The organism is Streptomyces sp. NPDC058864 (assembly GCF_042742985.1).
Classification (GTDB): Bacteria; Actinomycetota; Actinomycetes; order Streptomycetales; family Streptomycetaceae; genus Actinacidiphila.
This window is the reverse complement of the sequence record NZ_JBHYMQ010000076.1, coordinates 1-19,143: the sequence shown is the minus strand read 5'-3', so window position 1 is coordinate 19,143 and position 19,143 is coordinate 1. Positions and strand designations below refer to the sequence as shown.

The 19,143-nt window shown below is 73.9% G+C and carries 17 protein-coding genes and 1 pseudogene; 7 read left to right on the top strand and 11 right to left on the bottom strand.

Annotation, left to right across the window (positions count from 1 at the left end):
* Window positions 1-50 precede the first annotated feature (50 nt).
* Window positions 51-1,283: an NAD(P)/FAD-dependent oxidoreductase gene (locus ACFW3D_RS35715; protein ID WP_500511665.1), complete on the bottom strand. Its 1,233-nt coding sequence runs from the start codon at window positions 1,281-1,283 to the stop codon at window positions 51-53.
* A gap of 223 nt (window positions 1,284-1,506) precedes the next feature.
* Here ACFW3D_RS35715 and fdxA point away from each other — a divergent pair, with 223 nt between their 5' ends.
* The 3 genes from fdxA to ACFW3D_RS35700 all read left to right on the top strand — a co-directional run bounded on the left by fdxA (window position 1,507) and on the right by ACFW3D_RS35700 (window position 5,042).
* Window positions 1,507-1,899, top strand: a complete 393-nt coding sequence (gene fdxA, locus ACFW3D_RS35710; RefSeq protein WP_500511663.1) for a ferredoxin — start codon at window positions 1,507-1,509, stop codon at window positions 1,897-1,899.
* A 91-nt stretch (window positions 1,900-1,990) separates the two neighbouring features.
* On the top strand, window positions 1,991-2,467 hold the full coding sequence (locus ACFW3D_RS35705) for a GNAT family N-acetyltransferase (RefSeq protein ID WP_500511661.1): 477 nt from the start codon (window positions 1,991-1,993) through the stop codon (window positions 2,465-2,467).
* Between the two features lie 121 nt (window positions 2,468-2,588).
* The gene (locus ACFW3D_RS35700; RefSeq protein WP_500511659.1) at window positions 2,589-5,042 is read left to right on the top strand and encodes a SpoIIE family protein phosphatase; all 2,454 of its coding nucleotides are present in this window, start codon (window positions 2,589-2,591) and stop codon (window positions 5,040-5,042) included.
* Window positions 5,043-5,222: 180 nt separating this feature from the next.
* On the opposite strand, the gene ACFW3D_RS35695 is transcribed toward ACFW3D_RS35700, so the two are convergent.
* Entirely contained in the window at window positions 5,223-5,855 is a 633-nt protein-coding gene (locus tag ACFW3D_RS35695; protein WP_500511705.1) for a response regulator, read from the bottom strand.
* Window positions 5,855-7,144, bottom strand: coding sequence for a sensor histidine kinase (locus ACFW3D_RS35690; protein WP_500511657.1), 1,290 nt, complete (start codon window positions 7,142-7,144; stop codon window positions 5,855-5,857). The genes ACFW3D_RS35695 and ACFW3D_RS35690 overlap by 1 nt, the downstream gene beginning before the upstream one ends.
* A 217-nt stretch (window positions 7,145-7,361) precedes the next feature.
* On the opposite strand from ACFW3D_RS35690, the gene ACFW3D_RS35685 reads away from it, so the two are divergent.
* Window positions 7,362-8,099 carry an ABC transporter ATP-binding protein gene (locus ACFW3D_RS35685; protein WP_500511655.1) on the top strand — a complete coding sequence of 246 codons (738 nt, stop codon included), beginning with the start codon at window positions 7,362-7,364 and terminating at the stop codon, window positions 8,097-8,099.
* Window positions 8,093-10,546 (top strand): FtsX-like permease family protein, encoded by a 2,454-nt coding sequence (locus ACFW3D_RS35680; RefSeq protein ID WP_500511653.1) that lies wholly within the window; start codon window positions 8,093-8,095, stop codon window positions 10,544-10,546. The genes ACFW3D_RS35685 and ACFW3D_RS35680 overlap by 7 nt, the downstream gene beginning before the upstream one ends.
* Before the next feature lie 151 nt (window positions 10,547-10,697).
* Here ACFW3D_RS35680 and aceE read toward each other — a convergent pair whose 3' ends face one another.
* Window positions 10,698-13,391 (bottom strand): pyruvate dehydrogenase (acetyl-transferring), homodimeric type, encoded by a 2,694-nt coding sequence (gene aceE, locus ACFW3D_RS35675; protein ID WP_500511651.1) that lies wholly within the window; start codon window positions 13,389-13,391, stop codon window positions 10,698-10,700.
* A gap of 123 nt (window positions 13,392-13,514) precedes the next feature.
* Complete coding sequence (locus ACFW3D_RS35670; protein ID WP_500511649.1) at window positions 13,515-14,258, bottom strand: SDR family oxidoreductase; 744 nt, start codon at window positions 14,256-14,258, stop codon at window positions 13,515-13,517.
* Window positions 14,259-14,631: 373 nt separating this feature from the next.
* Between ACFW3D_RS35670 and ACFW3D_RS35665 the strand changes: the two genes are divergently transcribed.
* Complete coding sequence (locus ACFW3D_RS35665; RefSeq protein ID WP_500511703.1) at window positions 14,632-15,012, top strand: cupin domain-containing protein; 381 nt, start codon at window positions 14,632-14,634, stop codon at window positions 15,010-15,012.
* Complete coding sequence (locus ACFW3D_RS35660) at window positions 15,009-15,653, top strand: TetR/AcrR family transcriptional regulator (RefSeq protein ID WP_500511647.1); 645 nt, start codon at window positions 15,009-15,011, stop codon at window positions 15,651-15,653. The genes ACFW3D_RS35665 and ACFW3D_RS35660 overlap by 4 nt, the downstream gene beginning before the upstream one ends.
* 340 nt (window positions 15,654-15,993) lie before the next feature.
* Here the strand turns inward: ACFW3D_RS35660 and ACFW3D_RS35655 are convergent, their stop codons facing one another.
* The 6 genes and pseudogenes from ACFW3D_RS35655 to ACFW3D_RS35630 form a co-directional block, all read right to left on the bottom strand.
* Window positions 15,994-16,947 carry an alpha/beta fold hydrolase gene (locus ACFW3D_RS35655; protein WP_500511645.1) on the bottom strand — a complete coding sequence of 318 codons (954 nt, stop codon included), beginning with the start codon at window positions 16,945-16,947 and terminating at the stop codon, window positions 15,994-15,996.
* A 25-nt stretch (window positions 16,948-16,972) separates the two neighbouring features.
* The gene (locus ACFW3D_RS35650; RefSeq protein WP_500511643.1) at window positions 16,973-17,203 is read right to left on the bottom strand and encodes a hypothetical protein; all 231 of its coding nucleotides are present in this window, start codon (window positions 17,201-17,203) and stop codon (window positions 16,973-16,975) included.
* Window positions 17,204-17,372: 169 nt separating this feature from the next.
* Window positions 17,373-17,906 (bottom strand): hypothetical protein, encoded by a 534-nt coding sequence (locus ACFW3D_RS35645; RefSeq protein WP_500511641.1) that lies wholly within the window; start codon window positions 17,904-17,906, stop codon window positions 17,373-17,375.
* 104 nt (window positions 17,907-18,010) lie between these two features.
* Window positions 18,011-18,349 carry an ArsR/SmtB family transcription factor gene (locus tag ACFW3D_RS35640; protein WP_500511640.1) on the bottom strand — a complete coding sequence of 113 codons (339 nt, stop codon included), beginning with the start codon at window positions 18,347-18,349 and terminating at the stop codon, window positions 18,011-18,013.
* 90 nt (window positions 18,350-18,439) lie between these two features.
* Window positions 18,440-18,907: a hypothetical protein gene (locus ACFW3D_RS35635; protein WP_500511638.1), complete on the bottom strand. Its 468-nt coding sequence runs from the start codon at window positions 18,905-18,907 to the stop codon at window positions 18,440-18,442.
* A 110-nt stretch (window positions 18,908-19,017) separates the two neighbouring features.
* Window positions 19,018-19,143, bottom strand: a pseudogene (locus ACFW3D_RS35630) (ABC transporter ATP-binding protein); the annotation flags it as partial.

The following is a 19,143-nucleotide window of genomic DNA, read 5'->3' as shown; positions in this document are numbered from 1 at the left end:
GACGGCCGGGTCGCCCGGTCGTCCCACGCCCGTGCGGCGGGGCAGGGCCCTCAGGCGGTGACGCCGTCCAGCGGCACCTTCGGGTCGGCGAGGCGCGCGTCGTCGACGGCGGCGCGCGAGGTGATCAGATCGCGGACCGGCTCGACGACGTCCCACACGTTGACGTTCATACCGGCCAGGACGCGGTTCCCCGACATCCAGAAGGCGACGAACTCCCGCGCCGCCTTGTCTCCGCGGAAGACGACGCGGTCGTAGCCGCCGGGCTCCACGTAGCCGGTGTACTCCATGCCGAGGTCGTACTGGTCGGTGTAGAAGTACGGCAGCCGGTCGTAGACGGCGTCCTTGCCCAGCATGCCCAGCGCGGCCGTGGCCGGCTGGTTCAGCGCGTTCGCCCAGTGCTCGACGCGGATGTGGCGGTCGAGGAACGGGTGGTAGGCGTTGGCGACGTCGCCCGCGGCGAAGACGTCCGGCGCCGAGGTGCGCAGGTGCGCGTCGGTGACGACGCCGTTCCGCACCTCCAGCCCGGCTGCCTCGGCGAGCTGGACGTTGGGCGTGATGCCGACGCCCACGACCACGGCGTCCGCGGGGAGCCGGGTGCCGTCGGCGAGCTGCACCCCGTCGGCGCGGCCACCGCTGCCGGTGATGCGTTCCACCTGCACGCCGTGCCGGAGCACCACGCCGTGGTCGGTGTGCAGGCCCGCGAAGACCTCGGCCGCCTCGCGCCCGAGCACCCTGAGCAGCGGCAGCTCCTCGGCCTCCAGCACCGTCACCTCCGCCCCGGCCTGCTTGGCGGCCGCGGCGGTCTCCAGACCGATCCACCCGCCGCCGATGACGACGATCCGCGCGCCCGCGGTGAAGGCCGCCTTCAGCCGCTCGCTGTCGCCCACGCGGCGCAGGTAGAGCACGCCGTCCAGGTCCGCCCCGGGGACGGGCAGACGGCGCGGGGTCGAACCGGTGGCCACGAGCAGCTTGGAGTAGGGCATGCGCTGCCCGCCGTCGAGCTCCACCTCCTTGGCCCCCGCGTCGAGCCCGGTCACCGTCGTACCGAGGCGCAGGTCGACGTCGTGCTTGTCGTACCAGTCGTCGGGGTGGACGAAGATCGAGTCGCGGGTCTCCTTGCCCAGGAGGTAGCCCTTCGAGAGCGGCGGACGGATGTAGGGCTTGTCCCGTTCGTCGCCGATGAGGACGAGCCGGCCGTCGTGACCGTTCTCCCGGAGCGCCTCCACCGCCTTGCCCGCGGCCAGACCGCCTCCGACGATCACGAAAGTGTTCTCAGGGGACACGATGCACCTCATCTCGGATGTCGCATGCTGCGAACCATGTACGGAGAGTCAACCACCAGACCGCTCGGCGTCCCGTTGTGTGACACAGCCGTCGTGTCGCCGGGCCGCCCGGCGGGCGTCCTTGTCACAACGTCGGGCGGGTTCCGGTCATACGGCTGATCGAAAGACGCCCGGGGCGGCCGGCCCGCCGGTGGTCGTCCCCGCCGCGACCAAGGAGCAGAAGGTGACCTACGTCATCGCGCAGCCCTGCATCGACGTCAAGGACCGGGCCTGCGTCGCCGAGTGCCCGGTGGACTGCATCTACGAGGGCGGCCGGACGCTCTACATCAACCCCGTCGAATGCGTGGACTGCCGGGCCTGCGAGCCCGTGTGCCCGGTCGAGGCGATCTTCCACGAGGACGACCTTCCGCTGGAGTGGGCGCGGTACAGGGACGTCAACGCCGAGTACTTTGAGTCCATTTCGGGTTCCGGCGGGCACGGCAGACCGCTGGTGGGCGACGGCGACCACCCCTACGTGGCGCAACTGCCGCCGCAGGGATCCCGGAAGAAGGACATCGCCGTCTTCGCGATCGGCAAGGAGGAGGCCGAGGAGGCCGACCTGTGGTTCCCGCTGTGACGGCCAGTGGGGACGCGAGCGGGGTCCGGCGGTGATCCCCTCCGGCTGTACACGGCCGCGGAGCGGACTGCCCCCGCGGCACGGGCACCGCGTGGTCGAACTCGGCCCGCGGGACCTCGAACGCGCCGTCGCCATGCACCTCAGGTGCTCGACCGGAACCCTGTGGAGCCGCTACCACCGGGCGATGGGCGATCCCCGCACCTACCTGCGCACCCTGCTGGCCAGACCGGGGGCCGTGCACCTGGGCGTCCAGCAGCCGGCCGGTGACATCGTCGCCGTGGGACACCTGATGCCGGACCGCGGGAACGCGGAGGCGGCGCTGCTCGTCGAGGACGCCTGGCAGAACAGCGGGCTCGGCAGCCGGCTGCTGCGCCACCTCGGGCACCGCGCCGTCGGCGCCGGGTGGAAGGAGGTCTACGGGCTCGTCCTGCCCGGTGACGGGAAGATCTGCGCCATCCTGTCGCACACCTCCGTCCCGGTCCACACCGTGCACGAGGACGGCGTGACGACCGTCTGGGCGGAGACCGGCGAGATCGCGGCCGCCGAAGTCCCCGCCGACGTGTGGTGACGGGCGCGGCGCCGGACGTGCCGCTGTCACAGATCCGGACGCTGTCCGGTCTGATCCCGGAAGACGCAAATCGGGCATTCCGCCTGGCCGCCTGAGGACGAGACCCTGGGGACGCGACTCGATGACCTGCACAGACGTGGTGACGCTTGGTAAGCACGTGAACGCGCCCGGGATATCGGACTCGGCCTTCGCGGTCTTCGACGAGCTGGGGACGGTGGTCGCCTGGACGACGGCCGCCGAGCGCCTGGTCGGATACGCCGCCGGCGATGTGATCGGCCTGTCCGCCGCGCTCGTGCTGCCGTCCTTCGGGGAGGCTCCCTCGATGTCGGCGTTCACCCGGCAGTGCCGTGCCGACCACGGCTGGCCGGGTACGGCAGCGGTCACCCACCGGGACGGGCGGGTGGTCGACGTCAGCCTGCGGATCACGATGCTGCAGGGCCGGGGCGGGGCGACGCGCTGGCTCGCGACCCTGACCGACACCGGCGCCCTCTCCGGGGACGCGGCGAGCGGATCCGTGTGGGGGCCCCTGCTCGCCCGTGCGCCCATCGGAGTCGTCATCCGTGACCCGCAACTGCGCTGCGTCTTCGTCAACGACGTGATGGAGGAGCACGACGGCATCCCGGTCGGCCGGCGGCTCGGCCGGCGCTTCGTCGACGTCCTGGCCGGAGCCAAGGCCGGCGCCCTCGAAGCGGTGATGCGGCAGGTGCTGAAGAGCGGCACCACCAAGGTGCACGAGTACCGGACCTGGCTGCCGGTGAGCAAGGGCCGGGAGCATCCGTTCGCGGCGTCGTTCCACTGCCTCCAGGGCGCCGACGGGGAATCACTGGGGGTCTGCGTCATCAGCGCCGACGTCGTCGAGAGCCGGCTGGCCCGCGAGCGCCTCGCCGCCGTCGGCGAGGCCAGCGCGCGCCTCGGCAGCACGCTGGACGTGATGCAGACCAGCCAGGAACTCGCCGACCTCGCCGTACCGCTGCTCGCCGACTACGTCGCGGTGGACCTGGAACAGTCCGTGCCGTTCAGCGAGGGACCGCCCGCGCGGATCGATCCGACGGGCGAGCGCCTGCCCGTGCTGCGGCGTGCCGGTCTGGCCTCCATCCACGCCGGGGCCCCGGAATCCGTGTGGGTCCGCGGCGAACCGGTCCCCGTGCCGCCGCGCTCCCCCTTCGCCTCCGTGCTGAGCACGGGCACGTCGCACCTCGAGCCGATCCTGGACACCGCACCGGGGATCTGGATCGACCAGGACCCCGCCCTCGCCGCCCGGATCCGCACGAACGGCGTCCACTCGCTCATGGTCGTCCCCATCCGCGCCCGGCGCGCACTGCTGGGCCTGGTCCTGTTCATCCGCACCGCGGACCCGGAGCCGTTCCAGGACGTGGACCTGCTGCTGGCCGAGGAACTCGTGGGGCGCGCCGCGGTGGCACTGGACAACGCACGCCAGTACGCGCGCGAGCACACCGCGGCCCTCACCCTGCAACGCAACCTGCTCCCGCGCCGGTTGAGGGGCGGCATCGCGGTCGAGACCGCTTCGCGCTATCTGCCGGCCGACATGGACCACGGCGTCGGCGGCGACTGGTTCGACGTCATCCCGCTCTCCGGCGCCCGCGTCGCGCTCGTCGTCGGGGACGTGGTCGGCCACGGGCTCCACGCCGCCGCCACGATGGGCACGCTCCGCGCCGCCGTCCGCACCCTGGCCGACATGGAACTGCCACCCGCCGAACTGCTGCACCGGCTCGACGACACGCTCCAGCGACTCGTCGAGGAGGACGCCGACCCCACCGACCAGACGCCCGCAGTCGTCGGCGCCACCTGCCTGTACGCCGTCTACGACCCGGCCACCCGCGTGTGCACCATGGCCCGGGCCGGACACCCCCCACCCGCGATCATCGACCCTCAGGGCCGGGTCACCTTCCCCGACCTGCCCACCGGGGCGCCTTTGGGGATCGGCCTCGGGGACCCCTTCGAAGCCGTCGAAATGGAACTGCCCGAGGGAAGTCTGATCGCCCTCTACACCGACGGTCTGATCGAGAGCCGTGAGGGTGACATCGAGGAGGGGATGCACCGCCTCGGCACCACCCTCGCGGAACCGGGACGCTCCCTGGAGGAACTCTGCGCGCGTGCGACGGCCGGCCTCCCCGCCCAGGCACCCTCCGACGACGTCACCCTGCTCCTGGTCAGGACCCGGGCCCTCCGTCCGGGCCAGGTCGCCTCCTGGACCCTGCCCTGCGACGAGAGCGCCGTCCGCGACGCCCGGCGGCTGGCCGGCGCCCAACTGAGCGCGTGGGGCCTGGAAGGGCTCGAGCACTCCACGAAGCTGCTCGTCAGCGAGCTGGTCACCAACGCCGTGCGGCACGGCACCGGCCCGATCGGCCTGCGCCTGATCCGGCACCAGGCCCTGACCTGCGAGGTGTCCGACACCGACGTCTGCGTTCCGCGTCTGCGCAGCGCGCGCACCACGGACGAGAACGGCCGCGGGCTGTTCCTCGTCGGCCAGCTCTCCCGCCGCTGGGGATCCCGTTCGGCGCCCGACGGCAAGGTCGTCTGGGCCGAACTGGACCTGACCTCCGCCCTCGTGTAGCGACGGCCGTCCCACGGCGACGACCGGGCGGCGAACACCGCCGGGCGAGGCCCGCTCGCGTTGCCCTGCCCGTCGCGGCCGCCGCGCTCCCCCCGGCCCTGCACGTCGCCGTTCGCGCCCGCCTGGTCGCCGAGATGGTGCGCCGCCGGGACGACGCGAAGGCGGTCTCAACGACCGCGCTCAGGCCCTCAGGTAGGCCAGGACGGCAAGGACACGGCGGTGGGTGTCGTCGGCCGGGGGGAGGTCGAGCTTGGTCAGGATGCTGCCGATGTGCTTGCCCACGGCCGCCTCGGAGACCACCAGTTGACGGGCGATCGCGCCGTTCGACCTGCCCTCCGCGACCAGCGCCAGCACCTCCCGCTCGCGCGGGGTGAGCCGCTCCAGCGGATCGCGGCGGCGGCGCAGCAACTGCCGTACGACCTCGGGGTCGACGACCGTGCCGCCGGCCGCGACCTCGCACAGCGCCCCGACGAACTCCTCGACCTGGCCGACCCGGTCCTTCAGCAGGTACCCGAGGCCCGTTCCGTCGCCGGAGTCCAGCAGTTCGGCGGCGTAGGCGCGCTGCACGTATTGGCTCAGGACCAGGACGGGCAGGGCCGGCCGCTCCTGCCGCAGCCGCACCGCGGCCCGCAGGCCCTCGTCCTGGAAGCCGGGCGGCATGCGGACGTCCGTCACCACCACGTCGGGGGCGTGCTCGCCGACGGCGGCGACCAGCGCTTCGGCGTCGCCCACGGCGGCCACGACCCGGTGCCCGCACCGGTCGAGCAGACCGGTCAGCCCGTCCCGCAGCAGCACGCTGTCCTCGGCCAGCACTACGCGGAGAGCTCGGTCGACTCGCAAGGGATCTCCACACGCAGCAGGGTCGGTCCGCCCCGGGGGCTGGACAGGGAGAGTCTGCCATCCAGCACGGACACCCGGTCGGCGAGGCCGGTCAGGCCGCTTCCCGCGCCGGGGTCGGCGCCGCCCCGGCCGTCGTCGCGGACCTGGAGGACGAGCCGCCCGTCCCGGTGACCACCGCTCACCCGCGCGCGGCCGGCGGCGCTGTGCCGGTCCACGTTGGCGAGGGCCTCACGGACCACGAAGTACGCGGCGGCCTCCACCGCCCGGGGCAGCCGCCCGGACAGTTCCAGATCGACGTCGACGGGGACCGCGGAACGGTCGGCGGCGTCGGCGACGGCCGCCGCCAGGCCGTAGTCGGCCAGCACCCGGGGGTGGATGCCGTGGATGAGCTCGCGCAGTTCCTCCAGAGCCCGGCCCGCCTCCTCGTGGGCCTTGGCGAGCCGGTCGGCCAGCGGACCGGGCGGCGCGTCCAGGCGCGCCAGCCCCAGGGCCATGGTCAGTGCGACGAGGCGCTGCTGCGCCCCGTCGTGCAGGTCCCGCTCGATCCTGCGGCGCTCCGCCTCGAAGGCGTCCACCAGGCGCACACGGGAGCGGCTCAGTTCGACGATCCGGGCTCCCGGGTCGCGCTCGCGCGGTGCGACGAGGAGCCGGGTGAGCCCGGCCCGGGAGCCCGCGGCGACGCCCAGCACGTACGCGCCGAGCACGAGCAGCAGCAGCCCCAGCGCGGCCGTGGCCCACGCCGCGGGCCACGTGGTGACCGTCCACTGCTTGAGCACCTTCGCCTCGTTCCCCTCACCGACGGTGGCCATCAGCACCGGAGCGGCGACCAGGGAGAGCGGCGCCGCCAGCGCGAGAGTGACGACGAGGGCGTCCACCGGCCACAGCAGGCCTGCGAACAGCAGGGCGTGACCGAGCTCCCGCCAGGTCGCCCGCTCCCGCAGCCGGGTCGTCAGCCAGGCCCACAACCCTCCCGTGGCTGGCGGCAGATGGGCCCCCGGCGCGGGATCGCGGTCCACCAGGCGCAGCCGGGCCCGCTCCAGCACGGCGACGGGAAGGCCGGCGAGCGCGGTGAGGACGAGCAGCGGCAGGCCCACGAGGACGACGGCGAGGGCGGCCCCGGCGGCCGCCGCGGTCACGATCGCCACAAGGGTGACGGCGCCGGCGACCACCCCCGTCAGCAGGTACGCCAACGAGCGCCACGGCCACGCGGACAGCAGGAAACCGCGTCCGGACATCGCCTGCCACACATTCCCGGGTTGCATGCGGATCACCGTAGGACCCGGGCACGGGCCCGGACCATCCGCTCAGGGGGAGTCCCGGGGGTATGCCTGGCCCTACCGCGGTTCTCGCCCCTGCCGCAATGCGCCGCGCCCGCCCCGGGCGATTTCGTGGAGCCGTCCGTGAGGCGCACCGCGTCCCGGATCACTCCGCCCCCGCCGGGACGCGGGGGAGGAACGGCACCCGACCCAGTGGGGACAGATGAACGACCACGCCATCCGATTGCGCTCCGTCAGCAGGCGGTACGGCTCAGGCGACAGCGCCGTGACGGCCCTGGACGAGGTCTCCCTCGCCTTCCCCAAGGGCTCCTTTACCGCCGTCATGGGGCCCTCGGGCTCGGGCAAGTCCACCCTCCTGCAGTGCGCGGCGGGCCTGGACCGGCCCACCTCGGGATCGGTCCTGCTCGGCGACACCGACCTCACCGCTCTCGGCGAGACCCGGCTGACCCTGCTGCGCCGCGAACGCATCGGATTCGTCTTCCAGGCGTTCAACCTGCTGCCCTCGCTGACCGCCGAGCAGAACACCGCGCTTCCCCTGCGGCTGGCCGGCCGCCGGCCCTCCCGGGGCAGGGTGCGCGAAGTCCTCGGACAGGTCGGCCTCGGTGACCGCGCCGGACACCGGCCGTCGGAGATGTCCGGCGGACAGCAGCAACGCGTCGCCCTGGCCCGCGCGCTGATCACCCGCCCCGAGGTGCTGTTCTGCGACGAACCGACCGGCGCCCTGGACTCGCGGACCAGCCACGAGGTGCTGACCCTGCTGCGCGCCATGGCCGACCGCGACGGGCAGACCGTCGTGATGGTCACCCACGACCCGGTGGCCGCCTCCTGCGCCGACCGTGTCGTGTTCCTCGTCGACGGCCGCGTCAACGGCGAGCTGTCCGCGGCGGGCGCCGACGCCATCGCCGCGCGCATGACCGGGCTGGAGGCCGTCGAGTGCTGAGCGTCGCCCTGAACACCCTGCGCACCCGCTGGGTCACCTTCGCCGGCAGCTTCGTCGCGCTGTCGCTGGGGGTCGCGCTGCTCGCCGTGACGGGCCTGGTCCTCGCCTCCGCCCAGGATGCGCCCGAGCGCGGGCCGGAACGCTTCGCCGCCGCGCCCGTCGTTGTCCGCGGCCAGGACACCCTGCGGGTGCCCACGCCACGGGGCGAGCGGACGCAGCCGCTCGCGTCCCCGCGTGTCGTGCCCGCCGCGACGGTGGCCGCGCTGCGGGCCCTCGGCCGGGTCGTCGAGGACCGTGCCTTTCCCGTACGGACCCGCGGCGGCCCCGGCGACCTCGTCGGACATCCCTGGTCCACCGCCGCGTTCGCCCCGTACCGGCTCACCGCGGGACGCGCGCCCCGCGCAACCGACGAGGTCGTCGTGACCGGCGACTGGGCCGCACCGGGCGAGCGCCTGCGCACCGACCGGGGGACCGTCCGCGTCGTGGGCACCGTGCCCGACCTCGGATTCGAGCACGCCATGTTCTGGACCGACGCCCGCGCCGCCCGACTGTGCCCCTTCAGCGCACAGTTGGTGGCCGCCACGGACGCCTCCGCGGCACGGGACGCGGTCCGCGGCAGCGGCGCCCGGGTCCTCACCGGGAACGACCGGCGGTACGCCGACGCCGACCCCGGGCGGGACGACGAGGCGGTGACCGCGATGAACGCCCTGTTCGGCACCGCCGGCGGCGTCACGGCCTTCGTGTCCGTGTTCGTCGTGGCGTCCACGTTCGCCTTCGCGGTCGCGCAGCGCCGCCGCGAGTTCGGTCTGCTGCGCACCGTGGGCGCCACCCCCGGGCAGCTACGCCGGATGGTGCTGGCGGAGTCCCTGCTGGTCGGCGTGGTCGCCTCGGGAGCGGGCTGCGTGCTCGGCGGGTACGCCGCCCCAGGGTTCGCCGCGGCCGTGGTCGAGGGCGGACCGGCACCGGGCTGGTTCACCATCGGCGACCACACCTGGCCCTACCACGCGGCCTTCTGGACGGGCCTGTCCGTCGCCCTGGGCGGAGCGGCCGCGGCCTCGTGGCGGGCCGGCCGCACCGGGCCCGCGCAGGCCTTGCGCGAAGCGTCCGTGGACACCGGGGCGATGACCTGGGGCCGTTGGCTCGGCGGCGCCGGGCTGCTGCTGACCGCCGCCGTCAGCCTCGGCGTCAGCCTCGCCGGCGACCCCGGTGACCTGCTGCACCGCAAGACGTACGTGAGCCGCCCGATGCTGCTGATCACCGCGACCGCGCTGCTCGCACCCGTTCTGCTGCGCCCGCTGACCCGGCTGCTCGCCCGGGTCCTCGGCCGGCTGCCCGGCGCGGCCGGCATGCTCGTGGGGGAGAACGCCGCCGCCGGCGTGCGGCGTACCGCGGCGGTCGCCTCGCCGGTGCTGGTGATGGTCGCCCTCACGGGCTCGCTGCTCGGCGCCCCCGCCACCCTCGACCGGGCCGGCGCCCGCGAGGCCCGCGCGAGCACCACCGCCGCCTTCGTGGTCACCGCACCGGGCGGCACGGGCTTCGGCGCCGGGACCCTGGAGCGCCTGCGAGGCATCCCCGGGACCACGGTGTCACCGACCGCGTCGAGCGCGGTGTACGTCATGGAGGACGGCCCGGCACTGATCAGGTCCCAGGCGCGTGCCGCCGACCCCGGAGCCCTCGCCGCCACCGCCCGGCTGCCGCTCGTCGCGGGAAGGGTCACCGACCTCGACGACGGGTCGATCGTCGTCAACGAGGAATGGGAACGGCACTCCGTCGGGCAGAGCGTCCGGGTGTGGCTGGGGAACGGTGCGGCCAGAACCCTGCGCATCGCGGCGGTGATGGCCACCGGCACGGGCGGCAACGGCGTCTACGTCACCCCCGCCAACGCCCCGGGCGCCCCCGTCGACCGCGTGGACGTCGCCCTGGCGGACGGCGCCGACGCCGGCGCGGTGACCGCCGCGCTGCGCGAGGCGGTGGCCCCGGACGGCGGCCGGGTGCTCACCCGCGACGAATGGCTCGCGGCCCTGCGACCGAAGCACGACCGCACGACCCGGCTCGGCTTCCTGCTCGTCCTCGGCATCGCCCTGCTGTACACCGCCATCTCCCTGGTCAACACCATGGTGATGGCCACTTCCGACCGGATCCGCGAACTGGCCGTGCTGCGGCTGGCCGGGGCCACGCGGCGTCAGCTGCTGCGGCTGGTTGCCGTCGAGTCCCTCGCGGTCGTCGCGCTCGGTGCGCTGCTGGGCCTGGCCGTCGCCGGGCTCAACCTCGCCGGCATGCGGTGCGCGCTGGCCCTGCTGTCGGTGGACAGCCCGGTCGAACCGCCGTGGGCGGCCGTCGGCGCTGCCGTGGCGGCCTGCGCGGTACTCGCCGTCGTCGCCGCGGCCGTCCCGGCGTGGGCGGCCCTGCGAGGCCGTGCGGCGGCACTCGCGGGGATGCGCGAGTGAACCCCGCCAGGAGCGAACCGTCAGGCGAGTGAATCACCACGCGAGTGAACCCTGCGCCGGGCCGTCACCCGGCGCAGGGGCGGGTCCTCGGCGACCCTCACACCGAGGACCCGCCGGGGACACGGAGACGACCGTGCCCCCGGCGGGCGCGTCAGGCCTGCCAGCCGTATCGGCCGCGGGCCTGCTCCACCGTCCGCGGGGTGACCGCTCCGGCGCGCGCCAACCGGTCCAGGGCCGCCACCACGATCGACCCCGCGTCCACCCGGAAGTAGCGGCGCGCCGCCTCCCGGGTGTCCGACAGGCCGAAGCCGTCCGTGCCGAGGGACGAGTAGTCCTGCTCGACCCACTGGCTGATCTGGTCGGGGACCTGCCGCATCCAGTCGCTGACCGCCAGGACGGGCCCGGGGGCCCCCGACAGCGCCGCCGTCACGTACGGGACGCGCTCCTCGCCGCCCAGCGCCTGCCGGTCGGCGTCGAGTGCGTCGCGGCGCAGCTCCGTCCAGGAGGTGACGGACCAGACGTCCGCCCGCACCCCCCACTCGGACGCGAGCAACTCCTGCGCCTCCAGCGCCCAGTGGATCGCCGTGCCGGATGCCAGCAGCTGGATCCGCGGCCCGTTGCCCGCCTCCGCCGCCTCCCGGAAGCGGTGGATGCCCCGCAGGATCCCCTCCTCGACCGACGGCCCCTCGGGCATGGGCGGCTGCCGCTTCGACTCGTTGTAGACCGTCAGGTAGTAGAAGACGTCCTCGGGCCGGTCGCCGTACATCCGGCGCAGCCCCTCCCTGACGATCACCGCGATCTCGAAGGCGAACGCGGGGTCGTAGCTCACGACGGCGGGGTTGGTGGACGCCAGCAGGTGGGAGTGCCCGTCGGCGTGCTGCAGACCCTCGCCCGTCATCGTCGTGCGCCCGGCGGTCGCGCCGACCACGAAGCCGCGCCCCAACTGGTCGGCCAGGGCCCAGAACTGGTCGCCCGTGCGCTGGAACCCGAACATCGCGTAGAAGATGTAGAGCGGGATCATGGGCTCGCCGTGCGTGGCGTACGCGGTCGCGGCGGCGGTGAACTCCGCCAGCGACCCGGCCTCGGTGATGCCCTCGTCGATCAGCTGCCCGTTCTCGGCCTCGTGGTAGTGCAGCAACTGGTCGGCGTCGACAGGCTCGTAGGTCTGACCGTCGGGCGAGTAGATGCCCGCCGACGGGAAGAGCGACTCCATGCCGAACGTCCGCGCCTCGTCCGGGACGATCGGCACCCAGCGCCGCCCCGTGTCCGGATCGCGCATCAGGTCCTTGACCAGCCGCACGAGGGCCATGGTGGTGGCCACCTCCTGCTTGCCGAAGCCCTTCCGCAGCGCCTCGAAGGGCGCCGCCGGAGGCTGCTTCAGCGGCTTGGCGACCACCTTCCGCGCCGGCGCGGGGCCACCGAGGGCGGCCCGCTTGCCCCGCAGGTACCGCACCTCCTCGGAGTTCTCGCCGGGGTGCCAGTACGGCACCTGGTCGCCGCTGAGCGCACTGTCGGGTATGGGCAGTTCCAGGGTGTCCCGCATCCGGCGGAACTGCGCCATCGTCAGCTTCTTCATCTGGTGGTTGGCGTTGCGGGACTCGAAGTCGGAGCCCAGGGTGTGTCCCTTGACGGTCTGGGCGAGGACGACGGACGGCGCGCCCCGGTGCTCCACGGCAGCGCGGTAGGCGGCGTACACCTTCAGGGGCTCGTGGCCGCCCCGCGACTCGGTGAACAGCTCGGTGATCCGGCTGTCGGTCAGGCCCGCCGCGATGCGCGACAGCGCCTCTCCGGTGAAGAAGTGCCCTCGTACGTACGCCGCGTCCCGTGCCGCGTACGTCTGCATCTGGGCGTCGGGCACCTCGCCGAGCCGCCGCACCAGGGCCCCGTCGGTGTCCTGGGCGAGCACCGTGTCCCAGGCCCCGCCCCACAGGGACTTCACCACGTTCCAGCCCGCGCCGCGGAACCGGCCCTCGAGTTCCCGCACGATGCTGGAGTTCGACCGCACCGGCCCGTCCAGGCGCTGCAGGTTGCAGTTGACGACGAAGGTCAGGTTGTCGAGGCCCTCACGCGCGGCGAGCGCCAGCGCGGCGAGCGACTCGGGCTCGTCCACCTCGCCGTCCCCGAGGAACGCCCACACGCGCGACCCGGAGGTGTCCTTGATGCCCCGGGCGTGGAGGTAGCGGTTGAACCTGGCTTGGTAGACGGCTGCGAGGGGGCCCAGCCCCATCGAGACCGTGGGGAACTCCCACAGCCACGGCAGGCGCCGGGGGTGCGGGTACGACGGCAGGCCGTGGCCGTCGGCCTCGCGGCGGTACCCGTCCAGCTGCTTCTCCGTCAGCCGGCCCTCCAGGAACGCCCGGGCGTAGATGCCGGGCGACGCGTGCCCCTGCACGTACAGCTGGTCGCCGGAACCGCCCCCGGGGAGCTCCTTGCCCTGGAAGAAGTGGTTGAAGCCGACCTCGTAGAGCCAGGCGGCCGACGCGTACGTGACGATGTGTCCGCCGAGGCCCAGGTGGGAGCCGCGAGTGACCATGGCCGCCGCGTTCCAGCGGTTCAGCGCGGTGATCCGGGCCTCCATGGCGAGGTCGCCGGGGAAGTCCGGCTGGGCGGCCGCGGGAATCGTGTTGACGGGTTCCGAGGAGAGCAGCCCCGGGACCGGAACCCCGGACGCGGACGCGTACTCGTGGACGCGCCGCAGCAGGTGGGCGGCGCGGTCGGGCCCGGCGTGCCGGATGACGGCGTCGAGCGACTCCCGCCATTCGGCGGTCTCCTCGGCGTCGGGGTCGGGCAGCCGGTCGAGCCGGCCGGCCGAGGGGAACTGCGCGGACTGCGCCGGATCACTCATGGGGGCCTTCCTGTCGGGAGGTGGGGAGGGGAGGACGGCGGCCGCGGACGGGACTCGCGGACGAGCGGTCGCCGGGGAAGGAGTGGCAGCGGTGCGGCGGACACGCGGACGGCGCCGCGGGCGTCATCGCCGTGCGAGCCACTCGCGGAACGTCGTGCGGCCCACGTGGGCGTGCGCTCCCGGGAGCAGCGACCGGCGCTGCAACTCGGCGCCGAAGAACCACGCGTGCTCGTCGGTGACGACCCGCCTGGCGTCGCCCGTGGCGGCCAGCAGATCGGCGGTGAGCTCGTCGAGACCGAACTCCTGCGGCCCGGCGACCTCCAGGGTGCCGAACAGCGGCACCCCCACCGCCACGTGCGCGACCGCCGCCGCGATGTCGTCCGCCGCCGCCGGTCGCACCAGGGCGGGCGCCACGTGCACCTCGCCGTCCTGGCGCGCGTCCTCCAGGGCCATCGCCTCGACGCACTCGAAGGACAGGGGGGCCCGGACGATCGAGTGGGGGATCGGGGAGTGCCGTACCTGATCCTCCAGCAGCAGTTTCGCGCGGAACCGGCCCGACAGCAGCCGCTCGGCCCCCACGAACGAGAGGACCACGTGGTGCTCGGCACCCGCGGACTCGGCGGCGGCCAGCAGGCCGGTGGTGGCGGTGCGGAGGAACTGCAGGCTGACCGGCTCCGCGGGCGAGGGCGCGTCGGTCACGTCGACCACGATGTCGGCACCGCGCAGGGCCCCGGCGAGGTCCCCGTCCGCGGTCGCGCCGAAGCGGTCGAGGTGGGGCAGGGGGACGACCTCCACCCCGTGGTCCCGCAGCCTGGCGACGGTCCTGGCGCCGACCAGACCGGTGGCCCCTGCGACAACGACTCTCATCCGGGTCCCTTTCGTCCGCGGGGCCGGCGACCCCCGGTGGTGTCCTCGTGACGGCGCAGCCGGCCGCTCCATCTGCTGTGACCAGGGCGGAGCCGTGGTTGTGACAGCACCGCGGGCAGGAGGAGGGGACGAGGCGGACGTCACAAAAGGGCCTGCCGTCCGGTCGTACGAGTGAGAGCGACGTCCACCCGGAAGGGATGACGGTGGCCACCGCCGGCCGATGTCGGTACATCGGCCCGGCACGATGGCGGAATACCATCATTTCCTCTCATTCCGGGCACAACCATGGAGGTGCAGCGCAGTGTCGGACACGAAGACACAGGGCAGCAGCAACGACCGGCCGCGGTCGGAGGTCTGGAAGACGGCGGTGACGATGCTGCAGGAAGCCGAGCCGCCCTTCATCCCCGAGGGCGCCTCGGGGATGACCATCGCCGTCGAGTGGCCGCCCGGTGACCCCGGGACCCCGCCGCACCGCCACTCGGGGCCGGCCTTCGGATACGTGGTCGAAGGCGCGGTCCGGTTCGAGCTCGAAGGCGAGCCCGAGCGGATCGTCAAGGCCGGCGAGACGTTCTGGGAGCCGGGCGGGGACGTGATCCACTACCAGGACGGCAACGCCCTGCCGGACGCGCGGACCCGGTTCGTCGTGACCATGCTGTGCGCGCCCGGACAGCCGATGCTCACCCTGGTCGAGGACGAGGAACTGGCCCGGCGCGCCCACCTGCGCGCGCCCCGCCCACCGCGGACCGGCGCGTGACCCTTCCCGCACAGAACGGTGGAACGCGCCAGGAGTGCGGGGCACCCTATGGAGGGCTGCGGGCCGACGCGGTGCGCAACCGCCGCAGGATCCGTACGGCCGCCGGCGACCTGCTCGCCGAACAGGGTGCGGGCGTCTCGCTGGACCGGATAGCCCGCCTGGCAGGCGTGAGCAACGCGACGCTCTACCGCCACTACGGAAGCCGTGAGGAACTGCTCGGCGATGTCGCCGAGGGGATCGCGGCCGTGGCCGCCGAGGCCGAGGCACGGCTGGCCGTGGACGACCCCGTGGCCGCGCTGCGCGGCTTCCTGGAGTCCCTGGCGGCAGCCCGGCCGGCCGCCCTGTACTGCCTTCCCGTGAGCCCCGGCGACGGTTCGGCGGCGGGTGCCGGACCCCGGGCCCGTGTGGTCGCCGCGACGGGCCGACTGCTGTCGCGCGCGCAGCGGGCGGGCCGGGTGCGTGACGACGTGACCGCCGAGGACGTCCTCGCCGTCGTGTCGCAACTCGGCCGCCCGCTCCCGGGAACCACCTGGCGGGCCACCGAGGAGAAGTGCCCGCGCCTCGTCCGGCAGTACGTGGACGGCCTGGTCGTGCCCGCCCTCCGGGTACCGCGCGAGCCGTACCACCTGCCCCGGCGGTGAACCGGGCGCGGAGGGCGCGTTCGCACCCTCCGCGCCCCGGGCGGCGACACGCACCTGCCACCGATGCCGTGTCCGGAGGGTGCCGCCGGGGTGTGTGGCCGTCAGGGCGACTCGCCGAGCGTGACGGGCCCCAGGCCGGGCGGCAGTTGGTGTACGGCCGGCGCCACAGCCTCACCGGCCGTGGCGCAGGCGCGGAGCGGCCGGTGCGACGCCTTGTGGCGTGCAGCTCACGCCCCGTCTCGTCGGTCCCCGCACGGGGGCGGGAGTGTGGCCCACCGCGCCCCACTCCCGGTGCACTTGGTGGCCCCGGCGACCCGTGCCGGACCGGCTTGCGCCCGGGTCAGTGCCGCGGCCCCGGCGGAACGGCGTGTTCCCGCACGAAGCCGGCCACCACCTCCGTGAAGCGCCCAGGCCGTTCGACGTGGGCCAGGTGGCCCGTCTCCTCCAGGACGGCGAGCCGCGCACCGGGGATTCCTTCGTGGAGCATCCGCGCCCAGCGCGGGCCGCAGATGAAGTCGTCGGCGCCGACGAACACCAGGGTGGGCGCGGTGATGCCGGACAGCCGCTCGCGGACGTCGAAGGCCGGCCCCACGCCGAGCGAGGGTTCGGCGAACATGCGCAGCGAGCCGCGCGCGGGCCCGAACTCCTCCTCGCGCCCCCAGTAGTCGACGACGTACGCGGGCATGATCGCGCGCAGGCAGCCGGTGGCACCGTCGTCGTCGAGCAGGCCGAGCGGTGTCGTCAGCGTCTCGACGTAGCCGGCCACTTCGGGGTGCTCCGCGGCATGACGGCGGGCGAAGCCCGCCATGTTGGCCACGGCGGATGCCCAGAACTCCTCGCCGGTCACCGGGGACGTGTCGTACAGGACCAGCGAGCCGAGGCGCTCCGGGTGCTCCAGCGCGTACTGCTGGGCGACGAAGCCTCCGTGCGAATGGCCGAGCAGCGTCACCGCGGGCTGTGCGAGGTGCTCGATCACACCGTTCAGGAAGTGCGTGTACGTCGCCATGGTGTAGTCACGCGGATCGGGCAGGCGTCCGGACCCGCCGGTGCCGACCGGTTCGACGTACACCACCGTGAACTCGCGCTCCAGGAGCGGCATGCGCAGGTACTCCCAGCCGATGCCGGGGCCGCCCGAGTGGGCGACGCACACCGGGCCCCCGGACCCGGCGACGTGGTACCGCTGCGCGACGGGGGTGCCCTTGTGGTCGACGGTGACCGTGTGCGTACCCGGCGCGAGCGGCCCGGCGCCGTCGGCGGCACGGGGGAGGAGGGCGGGCGCGGCGGATGCGTTCACACTTTTCACATGTTGTGTCACAGTGTCAGTCTACTGAAGAAGGATCCACGTCCTTCATGCCGTTGATCACGTCCGGCCCCGCGGGAGCGAGTCCGGGCAGGCCGCGGAGGGCGTCGTGCACGGCGTCCAGCCGGGTGTCCACCGCGGAGATCTCCTCGCGCAGCCGGCGGACGTACGCGTCCAGGGAAGCGGCCTCGGCGGCCAGTGACATGACGATCGCCCGTACGTCGGGGGCGCCATCGGTGTTGGGGAGCATCGTTGCCCTTCCAGGCGGTTCGGCCGGTCGAGACGGGAGCGGCCGGAGGCGGGGGGCAGGGGAACCCCCTCCTCCGGCCGCTCACCCGGCGCGGAGCGCCGGTCAAGCACACTCTCGACAGTCCAGCCGCCCGGAACGTGACAACGACCCGGGCCGGTGCCCCGGAGCGTCAGACGGCGGCCCGGTACAGGCCGCGTCCGGCCCGCTGGACCCTGGACGCGCCGACCAGCCGGTCGAGCGTGCTGCGCACCGCGTTGATGCTGCCGGCGTTCTCGTCCCGGCCGAGGGCGGCCGCGACGTCACGGGCCCGCACCTCCGACCCGCTCGTGGTGGCCAGGTACTCCAGGATCTGCTCGGTGAGCCTGCCGTAGCCGCCCGCCGCGGAAACGGCGGCGGTCTGCTCCGCCGTGCCGTCCTCGGCGCCGGCCTCCTCCTCCGGGTGCCCGGTCTCCTCGGCCACGCCGTCCTCGGCGAGGAGGGGCTGCCGCTCGTCGGCCCGGGTGCCCGCGGCCGCGACGACGGGACCGTTCACCGAGAGGTGACTGAGGGCGCTCAGGGCCCTGCGCACCGAACCCAGGTGGGCGACGACCGCCGCCAACTCCCGTTCGAGTGCCTGCCTCTGCGACTCGAGGCGCTGCAGTTCTCCCTGCAGGGCTCCGGCCGTGACCTGGAGATCCTCGGTCGTGTGCGCTGCTGAGACCATGTGTCCTCTCATTCCCGGCCCCTGGGGGCCAACGTCCGCGCACACAGATTAGTACGGCGAACACACGCGGTGACCACGTTGGACACCATCGGCGGTGTCCGGCCCTAGCGCTCGTCCACGGTGACCTCGCCGACGTCCTCGGCATCGGCCGCCGCGAGCAGGGCGCGGGTCAGATCGGGGAACCGTTCGTCGAGCTCGGCGCGACGGAGCGTGACGTAGCAACGCGTTCCCTCCTGGCGGGTCCGGGTGATGCCGGCCTCGCGCAGGATCTTCAGGTGGTGGCTCAACGTGGACTTGGCGACCGGCGCGCGCAACTGCCCCCACCCGCGTTCCCTGCCGTCGGCCAGCACGCGCACGATCCCGATCCGCGTCGGATCGCTCAGCGCGGCAAGGACGCGCGGCAGGCTCATCTCGCTCGCCTCGTGGGAATGCTGGTCCGCCATACGGCCACGATAACCCGAAGGTTCGAAGAATGTGGAACCCCGGATTCGGGGAGAAGCCGGAACCGCCGCGCGGCAGCCCCGGCGAGGTCGTCAGGGCCGCCGGGCCCGGTACAGGCCGCGGCCCGCGCGATCGACGCGGGAGGCGCCCACGAGGCGGTCCAGTGTGCTCCGGACGGCGTTGATGCTGCCACTGTCGCCGTCGCGGCCGAGGGCGGCGGCGACGTCACGGGCGCGCACCTCCGCGTCACCGGCCCGCTCGAAGAAGGCCACGATCTGCTCGGTGAGCTTCCCGTACGTCCTGCCGGCGTCGGCGGGGGCCGTGGCGTCCGCCGCCGCGGGTGCGGGTGCGGGTGCGGCGGGCGCGGCGTGGGCGGACGCCGGGGGGCGCATGACCGCCTGGAGGGCGCCGAGGGCCCGCTGCACCGAACCGAGGTGCGCCACGACCGCGGCGAGCTCCCTCTCCAGGGCCTGCCTCTGGGCCTCGAGGCGGATCAGATCATCCTGGAGGCTCTCCGCGGTGTGCTCGACGCTCCGCGCCTTCCGGGTCACCGAGGCCATGCGATCCCCTCACCTCCGCGCGTTCCGTGTTCACACGGATCGGCACCGTTCGCATCCCAATTTACGCGCCGAGGGGCGTGATGGCCGCACTCTTCACAGGAAGCCCGGGGTCAGTCGGTGGTGGTGATGTGGCCGTCGCGGAGTTCCAGGACGCGGTCGGCGAGGGCGATGAGCTGGGGGTCGTGGGTGGCGACGAGGGCGGTGACGCCTTCGCTGTGGACGACGGCGCGCAGGAG

Excerpts from the sequence above, each read along its gene's own strand:
- ACFW3D_RS35700 (WP_500511659.1), top strand. The coding sequence starts at position 2,589 with ATGACCTGCACAGACGTGGTGACGCTTGGTAAGCACGTGAACGCGCCC.
- ACFW3D_RS35690 (WP_500511657.1), bottom strand. The coding sequence starts at position 7,144 with ATGCAACCCGGGAATGTGTGGCAGGCGATGTCCGGACGCGGTTTCCTG.
- ACFW3D_RS35685 (WP_500511655.1), top strand. The coding sequence starts at position 7,362 with ATGAACGACCACGCCATCCGATTGCGCTCCGTCAGCAGGCGGTACGGC.
- aceE (WP_500511651.1), bottom strand. The coding sequence starts at position 13,391 with ATGAGTGATCCGGCGCAGTCCGCGCAGTTCCCCTCGGCCGGCCGGCTC.
- ACFW3D_RS35670 (WP_500511649.1), bottom strand. The coding sequence starts at position 14,258 with ATGAGAGTCGTTGTCGCAGGGGCCACCGGTCTGGTCGGCGCCAGGACC.
- ACFW3D_RS35665 (WP_500511703.1), top strand. The coding sequence starts at position 14,632 with ATGCTGCAGGAAGCCGAGCCGCCCTTCATCCCCGAGGGCGCCTCGGGG.
- ACFW3D_RS35650 (WP_500511643.1), bottom strand. The coding sequence starts at position 17,203 with ATGCTCCCCAACACCGATGGCGCCCCCGACGTACGGGCGATCGTCATG.
- ACFW3D_RS35645 (WP_500511641.1), bottom strand. The coding sequence starts at position 17,906 with ATGGTCTCAGCAGCGCACACGACCGAGGATCTCCAGGTCACGGCCGGA.
- ACFW3D_RS35640 (WP_500511640.1), bottom strand. The coding sequence starts at position 18,349 with ATGGCGGACCAGCATTCCCACGAGGCGAGCGAGATGAGCCTGCCGCGC.
- ACFW3D_RS35635 (WP_500511638.1), bottom strand. The coding sequence starts at position 18,907 with ATGGCCTCGGTGACCCGGAAGGCGCGGAGCGTCGAGCACACCGCGGAG.